Raw genomic sequence first — 9548 nt, forward strand, 5'->3', positions numbered from 1 at the left:
GAGCCGTGGCGCGGGGCGAGACCGACCGCGTCGATGCAGGCGTCCGGCCCGATGCCGGCGGTCATCTCCATCAGGGCTTCGCGAACCTTGACCTCATGATAGTTGAGGACTTCCGCGCCGTTCGCCTTGGCGAGCTCCAGTCGGCGTGGATGATGGTCGATGGCGATGATGCGACCGGCGCCCATCAATCTGGCGCTCTTGATGGCGAACAGACCGACGGGGCCGCAGCCCCAGATCGCCACCGTGTCGCCGGGCTCGATCTCCGCGTTCTCGGCCGCCATCCAACCCGTGGGAAAGATGTCGGACAGGAACAGGACCCGCTCATCCTCGATCCCGTCCGGCACCACGATCGGGCCGACGTCGGAATAGGGGACGCGGACATATTCCGCCTGGCCGCCCGCATAGCCGCCGGTCAGATGCGAATAGCCGAACAGCCCGGCAGCCGGGTAACCGTAGGCGATCTCGGATGCGTCGGACTTGTCGGCGGGATTGGAGTTGTCGCAGGCCGAGAACTGCTGCTTGCCGCAATGGAAGCAGGAGCCGCAGGCGATCACGAAGGGGACGACGACCTTTTGGCCGACCTGAAGGCTCGTGTTGCCACGGCCGATCTCGACGACCTCGCCCATGAACTCGTGGCCGAGGATGTCGCCATTGGACATGCCGGGGATCACGCTATCGTAGAGGTGCAGGTCTGATCCGCAGATGGCGGTCGCCGTAATCTTGATGATCGCATCGCGGGGATTGACGATCTGGGGATCGGGGACCGTGTCCACCTGAACGTTGTGTTTGCCGTGCCAAGTCAGGGCGCGCATGGGAATTCCTTCCTGGATCAGAAATGACGGTCGGCGCGCGGCGCCGCGTCGGGAGCCTTGGACGTCGAGATTTCGCCCGTCTCCATCAGCTGTTTGAAACGTCGCAGCTCGCGCCGGGCCTGGACCCGGGGCTCGCGCTGCATCACCTTGGCGACCAGTTTGCCGACGGCGCCCGCCGGCGGATCGTAGCTGATCAGAACACGGACCTCGGTGCCTCGGCCGAAGGCGTTGTCGCGAAACGCGATCCAGCCCTCGTGATCGACATCGCTGTCCTCGGTCGACCGCCAGGCGATGTATTCGCCGGGACGATCTTCGGTGATCTCGCTGACAAGCTCGATCTCCGCACCGGCCGGACCTGCAACGCTCCAACTTGATCGGAGGTCGTCCAGAAGATCCACCGACCTCACATTCTCCATGAAACTGGGCAGGTTTCGAAAGTCGCGCCAGTAGTCATAAAGCCGTTGACGAGGCTGGTTGATCATGACGGCCCGGATGCTGGTGGCGTCATAGGCGCCTTCCACATAGTCGTCGTCGTGGAAGGCTGGGGATTGGACGTCGGCGTCTGTCGAAAGGGGGGCGGACATCGTTGATGCCTCCTTGATGTTGGACGGTCGGGATCAGGCGGCTCAAGACTGGGGCGCGCCAGCGTAGCGTTCGAACTCTTCGGCGTAACGCGAGGCCAGACGGACCTGGTGGTCACCTTTGGCCTGCAGGGTCAGGAACCAATCGCTTTCTTCCTCGAACATATGGGTGAGAACGGCGCCTTCGATGTGGGTCCATTTTTCCAGCCAAGCGGGCTTCGAGGGCGCGATGTTTTCAAGCTCCGCCATCTGAGCCTTCGTGGTCGTCTGCTCGAGATAGGCGTGGGCCGCGTGCATCTTTTCGCCGGCCTGACCGAGGGCGGGATAGAGGACCAGCTCCTCGGCTAGCGCATGGCCGTTCAGCACCACGGCGAGGGCATCGCGCGCGGCGTTTCTTTCGACAGCGGTCTTGGCCGTTCGGCCGCAGGCGAAGGCGGCGCGGATGGCGTCGTGATGATCGAGCACCAGCGAAAGCCAATCTCCCGCCTGGGAGGCGGCGCGGGCCTTTTCCGTCGCCCCCTTGCGCGTCTCGTCGTCAGGCTGCGGGGTGACGGCGGCGAGCGCCTTGTCGATGAGGGACATCAAACCTCCCGTGAAAGAGGGTTCAAGAGCCGTTGGGAGTTGTCCGTTCCGCCTGTCCAATAACGGGCACAACAGGTGTCCAGCTCGACAGTAAAACGATCCAAGGTCCGAAAACCGACCTTTGGAACAGCACTCGGAATGGCCCGGTTAGCTCGGCTTCAACCAAGGAGCCAACCATGTTCATGCATAACAAGCGCCTGATGTATACGGTCAGGGTAGCCGAACCGAACCCGGGTCTCGCCACCCTGATGCTTGAGCAATTCGGAGGGCCGCAGGGCGAGCTCGCCGCCGCCATGCGCTACTTCACACAGGCTTTGGCGGACGAAGATCCGGGCCGCAAAGACATGCTGCTCGACATCGCCACGGAAGAGTTAAGCCACCTCGAAGTCATCGGCTCGATCGTGTCCATGCTGAACCGGGGCGTGAAAGGCCAGATGGCTGAAGCCGCGATGGAGGAGGCGGATCTGTACGCCTCGCTGAACAGCGGCGGTGAAAGTCATACGACGTCCATTCTCTATGGCGGCGCGCCGGCCCTCATCAACTCCGCCGGTGTCCCGTGGACCGCCGCCTACATCGACTCGATCGGCGATCCCGCCTGCGACCTACGCTCCAACATCGCCGCCGAGTCCCGAGCCAAGATCGTCTATGAACGTCTGATCAACTGCACGGACGATCCCGGCGTGAAGGACGCGTTGAACTTCCTGATGACGCGCGAAGTGGCGCATCAGAAGTCCTTCGAGAAGGCCCTCTACGCCATCGAGCCGAACTTCCCGGCAGGCAAGCTGGTCGGCTTGCCTGCCTTCGCTGACAAATACTACGACATGTCCCAAGGAGAGGGCGATGCCCGCGGTCCCTGGAATGAGGGTGAGCAATGGGAGTTCATCGACGACCGTGAACAGCAGGGCGCCGTGGACGGCGGCGACGGCTCCGCCAGCGTCTCACTGGGCGAACGGGACGCCGCCGCTGTCCAGGCCTTCGCGGCCCGAACAGCCTCTGACGCCGACAGCAATCCTGTGACCGGCGCTGATCTAGGGGCGGGACCTGGGGCAGGGACCACGACCGAACTGATCGAGGACGAAGGCGTCAGTTAACCCATGTAAGTGCGCTACGCCCGGAAAGTCGCAGGATGCGCCTATGCTCGATCCTGCGACACCGTCCGGCGAAACCTCGCCATGTCTAGAGCCGCGCGAGGAAATTCTTTCGTTGTGGCGGGCGTTTGATCCGCTCTCCTTCGAAAGTCGCAGTCGCGCGCTACGCCTGGGAGAGATCATTCCCGTCGTGTCGGGCGGACCCTATCGTCCGGATGGCGAGATCGCTGTCGTTCTCGACGGTTGTCTTCTTCTTGATGACGGGAAACGAGGAACCCATTGCGGCGTCGCTGCGGCGGGCGATCTGATCGACATCGCAGGGGGAAGCCCAGGGCTCTGGCTGTCGAACGGCTTGGTTTACCGGGCACCCGTTGCGGCTTTCTGCCGGGAGGCGGGTGAGGAAGGCGTTCAATTTCTGCTTTCAGGCGGCGTCAAGCGATTGAAGGCGATGGAGACGCGTTTGAGGTGCGCCATGTCGCATGGGTCGATCTCTCGCGTCGCCAGCTTTCTTCTGGATATTCATCGCGCTACCGGTGGCTTTGAGATCGCGCTGTCACAATCGAATATCGGAGCGTTGCTGAGCCTGCGCCGATCCAGCATCAATCAGGCGTGTCAGAGCCTTCGCGCCGCCGGCGCCCTACGCACCGTGCGGGGACGAATTCTTTTGAAGGATGAGGCCGTTCTCGCGAGCCTGGCCTGCTGTCACTATCGACCACGGTCTCCAGCGTTCGCCGAAGCCATCGCGGCCGAGGCGGCCTAGATCAGGCCGTCACCGGTCTCGGACCGGTGCGCCGAATACATAGATGCCGGCATGGACGAGCTTTGCGATCAAGTCGGGCGAGAGGAGCGACGGGGCTGAATCGACGTCGGCGATCCACCGACCATCGCACCACAGGGCGACAGCCTGACCCATCGCTTTTGCGCGCTGAGACGCCTGGGCCATGGCGTCAGCCATGTCGTTTGAGATGAGGGTCTCAGGCTCTCCGCCATCACGGTAGCGGATCTGATAGCGCAGAACGGGAGGATGGACGGTCATGCCACCCAGGCCTCCAGCACCTCTCGGCATTCGGCAGTTTCGACCTGTAGACTGAAGCGGTCGCTGTAGAGCGCCAAAAGGTGGTCGTGAGGCTGATCAGCCGAACTGCAGACCCCGTCGCTGACCACCACGATACGATAGCCCAGATCGATGGCTCCGAGCACGGTCGAGAGAACGCAAACGTCAGTTTCCGCGCCCGTTACGACGAGCGTATCGACACCCTGATCTTTGAACGTCTTGTGGAGGTGTGTGCCTGACCAGGCGGAATAGACCATTTTGTCAATGATCTGCGCAGGCGGCGCGAACCGCTGAAGCGGAAGCGCCAGATCCAACATCGCCGGATCGAGAGCGTTCTTCGTCATGGTCGACCAACGCCGCCAATAGTCGCGCCAGGCGCCCCCCGCCTCATCGGGCGTGGCGGCGGGGATGAATCGGGTGAACCACAGCCTTTCAGGCCTTGCAGAACATAGCGCCTCGATGGCCGGAAGGGTTTTGGCTGCCCAAGGCGTATGCCATTCGGTCCCTTCCACGAACATGCGTTGCATGTCGATGCAAAGGTGCGCCGTTGTTTCCGGAATGCGCGTCTTCAGGCCGTGTGTCACGGCCTGAGCCCCGGCGTCTCTTCACCGCAGTGGTGTTCGCTCTCGCCCAGCTCGACTTCGGTGCGGGAGAAGACCTCCTCCTGTCCCGCGTCGAGTATTTCGTCCTCGGGGCCGCCTAGACCGCCCTGCGCCAAGCCGCGCGTATCATCAATCTTGTCCCTGTGTGGCGTATGTCGGGTCATGTCGCCTTCTCGCCGGATCAAAAGACAACCAATCCTGGTGCGTCCGCTGAGTTTCATAGGTCCGATTTTGGACAGGCTTCTAGCCTGTCGAGAGCACCCCCCGACGGCGCGTCGGACAGCCCTTTACATGGGTTAGTGCAGGCATGCCGGGTTTGGGGGAACGCGGGGCATGGATGAGGACCTGCCGCCCCCAATCGATTCGCCATCCGATGCGCCGGGCCGGCTGGGAGAATTCGTCGCGCTGTCGTCTCGCGAGCGTTCGGCGCTGGCCGGGCTTCTCGAGCCGGTCCAGCATTGGCCTCGCCACCATGTGTTGCGTCATGAGGCGGCTGAACCTTCGCATCTCTATCTGCTGACTCAGGGCTGGGTCGCATCGTCCATCGCGCTTGCATCGGGCAAGCAACAGATTGTGAAGGTCCATCTTCCGGGCGATCTCCTGGGAGCGCCGAGCCTGTGCCTGACGACAACGGTCGACTGCCTGACCGCCATGACGCCCATCGCTGTGCACGCGATATCGAGGTCCAGGCTGATAGCGACATTTGAGGCCTATCCGCGGATTGCGCTTTCGCTCTTTCTGAGCGCGCAGAAAGAGCGTGTTGCGTTGATGGAAAGTCTGGCCGTGGTTGGTCAGGCGCCCGCACACGTTCGCATCGCCGCCACGCTGACCAATCTGTTCGATCGATTGTCCGAACGCGGCGATGCGCCGGGCGGCATGTTCCATATGCCTTTGACCCAGCGCGATCTCGGCGACCTGATCGGGATCACGCCGGTGCATGTGAACAGAACCCTTCGCGAGATGGATCGCCTGAATCTGATCAAACGGTCCGACCAGACGATTTCCCTGATCGATGTTGATCGGCTTCGCCGTATCGCTGGGCTGCCCGTCAGGCGCTATGTGTCCGGTCCCAACCGGATCGCGAGCGTCTGACGCCGCAGGCGCGGAGATGGAGGCGCAGCGGCCGCGCGCTAATGAGCTTCGGATAGATTTAGGCCGTCCGCCGTCTCGCGATCGGCGCGCCGCTTGAGGACCTAGACAGCTTCAGATCGAGATAGGAGGCGTCGAAGGCGACGCGCTCGGTCAGCGCCGTCCAGTCGTCGATCGACACCTGACCATTCCGCCATCGCACCAGGCCCGTGTCGCGAAGGACCTTGAGCGAGCGGTTCACGTGGACGCTCGACATCCCCAGCATGTCCGCTAGGTCCGATTGGGTCAGAGGGCATTCGAAGGTGTGGTCTTGGGCGAGGGCTACGGCTTCCAGACGGAGGTAGAGTTCACAGATCAACTGGCCCAGTCGTGTCCCTGCGTCTCTGCGTCCCAGCGCCACCAGCCACTGCCGGTGGATGGCCGCATCTATCAGCGTTTCAAGCCAAAGCGCCCGCGCAAGGCGAGGGGCGTGTTCCGTCACGCGCCTCAAGTCGGCGTGCTGGACAACCGCAACGGTGACGTCAGACAAGGCTACCAGGCTGTGATCCATCGTTTTCAGAAGAAAGCCATGCAGATCGATGAAGTCCCCGGGAACGCTAATCGCTGTGATCTGACGACCGCCGTCCGCCAGGGTCGAGACTCGGCCGACAAATCCCGAGAGCAGCAGCGTACTGAACGTGGGTCGATTGCCCTCTTCCACCAAGGCTTCGCCGGCTGCTGCGCGACGGCGCCCACTTAGGAGGCCTCCAAGCCGTCCGCGATCGTCGTTCGAGAGGTCGCCGAGGCGATGAAGCTTGGCATCGATGAGCGATTCCACGGACGTCATCCTTGCGAACAGAGGCGTCGGGACGCTGCGGCCCTTGTCACAGGATCAACGCGACGTAGCCGAGGACCGGCTCGCATGAGGGTCATCCGTCATTGGCGCCGAATTCGACGAATGCGGCGCGTATCGTCTGTTCCTCGTCATCGGTTTCTGCAGACACGACGACTTTGACACGGCCGGCGATCGGCACGTCCGACCGAGAGTCGACGCTGGGGCTGTCGCCTTCGACGTCTCCGCCCGAAGGCCTGTCTCCAACCGTGTTCGCCTCGCCTTCAGGAGCGACCTGAATGGCGTCTCGTTCCATGCCATGGGTTTGGACAAGCCGTTCGACCACGAGCTCGGCGTCTCTACGTGTTGCGAATGTGGAGGCGACAAGGTTGGTCATGGTTGGGTCCTCTTAGTTCGTCCACTGAACGCGCTGCTTAGTTTATCGCTCCAAAGCTGACTGCTCTCCGCAGCCCTCGCGCGATTGCATCGGATCATCTCGACCAAATGCTCTTGGTTCTGCTGGCTTCAAAAGCCGAACGCCTCCCATCTGCTTGAGACCATTATCGCACACAGGAACGAATAGCCGCGGCATAGCTTTGACCTTCAGGCTTTACGCCATGAACCGATCCGAGGGGGATCGGGTAGGCGAGACTGACTATCCCCAGACCGCCGACGACGCCGTCGAGCGCCTCTGGCTTGGATTATCGGAGCTCATGCAGGTGGATCTCGCCGAAAAGCATCCGAACTATCGGCTGGATTTGTGGAGCCGGCGATGACGACGCTGTCCGCTCTGACGCTGGTTCGCAACCGGCAGGCGCATCTGGACCGATTGGTGAGGGATTGAAGCTCAGCGCCTCGCCGCCCGACGAACTGATCGTCGTCGACATGAGCGATGCACCGGTGACGCTGCCGCCACTGAGCTTTCCCGTTCGCATCGAACGTCTGGCGGGCGACGCCTTGCCTCTGGCCGCCGCCCGACGATGTGGACTGCATCGTGTCGTCGGCAGTTTGCGACCGGATGCAGGCCGTGCTCGCCGAGCATGACGCCGTCGTCTGTCCGGAGGTGCTCTATCTTCCCGCCGGAGCCGTCCGGCCGGGCCCCCTGTCGGAAGTCGATCTGAGCGCCGCCGGGCGACCCCATCCCGTGCGCCCCTTTCCACGGAAAGGCGAAAGCCCGGAGGGCAATCCGGGCCTGTTCTGGTCTCTGGCTTTCGCGCTCCGTCGCTCGACCTTCCATCGGCTTGGCGAGTTCGACGAGACCTATGTCGGCTACGGCGCCGAAGACACGGACCTGGGGTTTCGCATCGCGCGAGCGGGCTTGCCGCTGCTCTTCGCCGGCGGCGCGCCCGTCTTCCACCAACATCCTGACGGCTATGATCCGCCCCTGCAGCATTTTCGCGCGCTGATCGCCAACGCCAAACGCTTCCACGCCGCCTGGTCGATCTGGCCGATGGACGGTTGGCTGACGGCGATGGCGGATCTCGGACTGGTCGACTGGTCGTCGGATGATTTGATCATCCGCCGCGACCCCACGCTGGCCGAAATCGCTGCCGCACGAAAAAATCCTGCAAATCCCTTTTAGGATTGCCGTCTTTCAAAGCGCAGGCTCGCCGTACGTATGAAACTAAACGACCCGACGCAGTTCAATGTCCGTCTTCTCTAATGAGGAAGCGATCTTGATCAGGCGACGGCCACGCATTGGACCGTTATTGCGTAGCTGGCTAGGCCGATGAACTCGTGGCTTTGACCGAAACGTGCGCTTCAACGCCGTCAGTCTTGCCGCTCAAACCCGGTACCTCATCGAGCTGGCGAAGGCTGGTGAAACGACCTCTTTCCTCACGATAGCGAACGATTTCGAACCCATGGCCGCGCAACATCTCAATCCCGTCTAACGCGTCGGCGCTGGCGGTGTTCAGGTCGATCATGTCTCGTTTTCCGTAGCTGTGCCCGCCGGCCGGTGTCCGAGGGCGAAGTCGATGGCTTCGATATCGACCTTCAGCTTCACCAGATCACGGACGCGCTCGTGGTCGCCGGACGTCGCGGCGGCCACGGCGGTCGACCACACTTCGGTTGTCAGCTGCTCGCGGATGGCCAGAAGCTGGGCGGCGACGGCATCATTATCCTGAATCGCCGACACTATTTAAGGTCGGCGATCGCCTCGCCGGCCTCTTCTTCCTCGAGCAGAGCGGCGTTGTCGGCGTTTGCGGACAGGCGCACCCGATTGCCCTCGACCTCGGCGACAAGGCCGCCAGAAAGGTAATGATGGTGATCGCTGTGCGATCCGCTGTCGGCCTTGGTGAGCTTGATGCGATCGCCTTCGACCTTATCGACGGTGCCGAGATGGACGCCGTCAGCGCCGATCACTTCCATATGCTCTTTGATGTTCGAGAGGTCGGTCATTTCGACCTTATCGACGGTGCCGAGATGGACGCCGTCAGCGCCGATCACTTCCATATGCTCTTTGATGTTCGAGAGGTCGGTCATGGTGGGTCTCCGTTTGCCTACGCCATCAACGAGGCGCGACACGCGGCGTTCCAGAGACGAAAGCGTCGTAGCGGGTAATGCGGCTGCGATAAGGGCGTCTGCGCTGGGCGTTGGGCGCTGGCGACACGCTCACCGATAAGACCGGCGGCTCGCCCGCACCATTTCCTCCACCCAGTTGATCAACAGGGTGGCGTAAAGGCGCTGATGGGCGGGATCGCGCATCGCATGGGTCGCTTCGGCGATGATCCTGTGGCTGAACGAGTTCGCGTCCTTGAAGGCTGCCTGATACGAGGCGATGACTTCGGGCGGAATGCGATCGTCCTTGCCCGACTGCACGATGAGAACGTCGCCCTCGAACGCGGCGCAGGCCGAGAGCGCCTTGTCTTCCTGCGGCGTTCGCAGTTGCTGTCGATAGGCGCGCACCGCGTCCTTATCGAGCTTGGCC

General features: G+C 62.5%; 17 protein-coding genes. 5 read left to right on the forward strand and 12 right to left on the reverse strand.

Translation table 11 applies throughout. From position 1 onward, the window contains the following. The 3 genes from ASF81_RS04725 to ASF81_RS04735 form a co-directional block, all read right to left on the reverse strand. Window positions 1-812: alcohol dehydrogenase catalytic domain-containing protein (locus ASF81_RS04725; RefSeq protein ID WP_055805632.1), on the reverse strand; the 812-nt coding region annotated here is incomplete at its 3' end. A 17-nt stretch (window positions 813-829) separates the two neighbouring features. After that, the gene (locus ASF81_RS04730) at window positions 830-1396 is read right to left on the reverse strand and encodes an SRPBCC family protein (RefSeq protein WP_055805635.1); all 567 of its coding nucleotides are present in this window, start codon (window positions 1394-1396) and stop codon (window positions 830-832) included. Window positions 1397-1438: 42 nt separating this feature from the next. Next, complete coding sequence (locus ASF81_RS04735; RefSeq protein ID WP_055805638.1) at window positions 1439-1975, reverse strand: hemerythrin domain-containing protein; 537 nt, start codon at window positions 1973-1975, stop codon at window positions 1439-1441. A 176-nt stretch (window positions 1976-2151) separates the two neighbouring features. Here ASF81_RS04735 and ASF81_RS04740 point away from each other — a divergent pair, with 176 nt between their 5' ends. Both ASF81_RS04740 and ASF81_RS14750 read left to right on the forward strand, forming a co-directional pair. Next, window positions 2152-3066 carry a manganese catalase family protein gene (locus ASF81_RS04740; RefSeq protein WP_055805641.1) on the forward strand — a complete coding sequence of 305 codons (915 nt, stop codon included), beginning with the start codon at window positions 2152-2154 and terminating at the stop codon, window positions 3064-3066. Between the two features lie 43 nt (window positions 3067-3109). Continuing rightward, window positions 3110-3823 carry a Crp/Fnr family transcriptional regulator gene (locus ASF81_RS14750; RefSeq protein ID WP_082503452.1) on the forward strand — a complete coding sequence of 238 codons (714 nt, stop codon included), beginning with the start codon at window positions 3110-3112 and terminating at the stop codon, window positions 3821-3823. Between the two features lie 9 nt (window positions 3824-3832). On the opposite strand, the gene ASF81_RS04750 is transcribed toward ASF81_RS14750, so the two are convergent. Genes ASF81_RS04750 through ASF81_RS04760 form a run of 3 tightly spaced genes read right to left on the reverse strand, consistent with a single transcriptional unit; the run spans window position 3833 to window position 4883 of the window. Beyond that, window positions 3833-4099 (reverse strand): hypothetical protein, encoded by a 267-nt coding sequence (locus ASF81_RS04750; RefSeq protein WP_156363152.1) that lies wholly within the window; start codon window positions 4097-4099, stop codon window positions 3833-3835. Beyond that, window positions 4096-4701, reverse strand: coding sequence for a cysteine hydrolase family protein (locus tag ASF81_RS04755; RefSeq protein WP_055805650.1), 606 nt, complete (start codon window positions 4699-4701; stop codon window positions 4096-4098). Before ASF81_RS04755 ends, ASF81_RS04750 begins: the two co-directional genes overlap by 4 nt. After that, on the reverse strand, window positions 4698-4883 hold the full coding sequence (locus ASF81_RS04760) for a hypothetical protein (RefSeq protein WP_055753674.1): 186 nt from the start codon (window positions 4881-4883) through the stop codon (window positions 4698-4700). Before ASF81_RS04760 ends, ASF81_RS04755 begins: the two co-directional genes overlap by 4 nt. Before the next feature lie 169 nt (window positions 4884-5052). Here ASF81_RS04760 and ASF81_RS04765 point away from each other — a divergent pair, with 169 nt between their 5' ends. Further along, entirely contained in the window at window positions 5053-5811 is a 759-nt protein-coding gene (locus tag ASF81_RS04765; RefSeq protein WP_055805653.1) for a Crp/Fnr family transcriptional regulator, read from the forward strand. 58 nt (window positions 5812-5869) lie between these two features. Here ASF81_RS04765 and ASF81_RS04770 read toward each other — a convergent pair whose 3' ends face one another. Beyond that, window positions 5870-6625, reverse strand: a complete 756-nt coding sequence (locus ASF81_RS04770) for a Crp/Fnr family transcriptional regulator (RefSeq protein ID WP_162233938.1) — start codon at window positions 6623-6625, stop codon at window positions 5870-5872. Between the two features lie 91 nt (window positions 6626-6716). Continuing rightward, entirely contained in the window at window positions 6717-7016 is a 300-nt protein-coding gene (locus ASF81_RS04775) for a hypothetical protein (RefSeq protein WP_156363153.1), read from the reverse strand. A 220-nt stretch (window positions 7017-7236) separates the two neighbouring features. On the opposite strand from ASF81_RS04775, the gene ASF81_RS04780 reads away from it, so the two are divergent. After that, window positions 7237-7395, forward strand: a complete 159-nt coding sequence (locus ASF81_RS04780; protein WP_156363154.1) for a hypothetical protein — start codon at window positions 7237-7239, stop codon at window positions 7393-7395. Window positions 7396-7613: 218 nt separating this feature from the next. Next, a complete protein-coding gene (locus tag ASF81_RS04785; RefSeq protein ID WP_200932881.1) occupies window positions 7614-8201 on the forward strand; it encodes a glycosyltransferase family 2 protein in 588 nt (195 codons plus the stop codon). 139 nt (window positions 8202-8340) lie between these two features. Here ASF81_RS04785 and ASF81_RS14755 read toward each other — a convergent pair whose 3' ends face one another. From ASF81_RS14755 to ASF81_RS15160, 4 genes are all read right to left on the reverse strand, one after another. Beyond that, a complete protein-coding gene (locus ASF81_RS14755) occupies window positions 8341-8544 on the reverse strand; it encodes a helix-hairpin-helix domain-containing protein (protein ID WP_082503454.1) in 204 nt (67 codons plus the stop codon). Next, window positions 8541-8756, reverse strand: coding sequence for a hypothetical protein (locus tag ASF81_RS04790; RefSeq protein ID WP_055805664.1), 216 nt, complete (start codon window positions 8754-8756; stop codon window positions 8541-8543). Before ASF81_RS04790 ends, ASF81_RS14755 begins: the two co-directional genes overlap by 4 nt. Further along, window positions 8756-9103 (reverse strand): DUF2171 domain-containing protein, encoded by a 348-nt coding sequence (locus ASF81_RS04795; protein WP_200932882.1) that lies wholly within the window; start codon window positions 9101-9103, stop codon window positions 8756-8758. Before ASF81_RS04795 ends, ASF81_RS04790 begins: the two co-directional genes overlap by 1 nt. Before the next feature lie 129 nt (window positions 9104-9232). After that, window positions 9233-9548 (reverse strand): hypothetical protein (locus ASF81_RS15160; protein WP_200932883.1); only part of this gene is annotated, 316 nt, incomplete at its 5' end.

This window comes from Brevundimonas sp. Leaf168 (assembly GCF_001423685.1).
GTDB lineage: Bacteria > Pseudomonadota > Alphaproteobacteria > Caulobacterales > Caulobacteraceae > Brevundimonas > Brevundimonas vesicularis_C.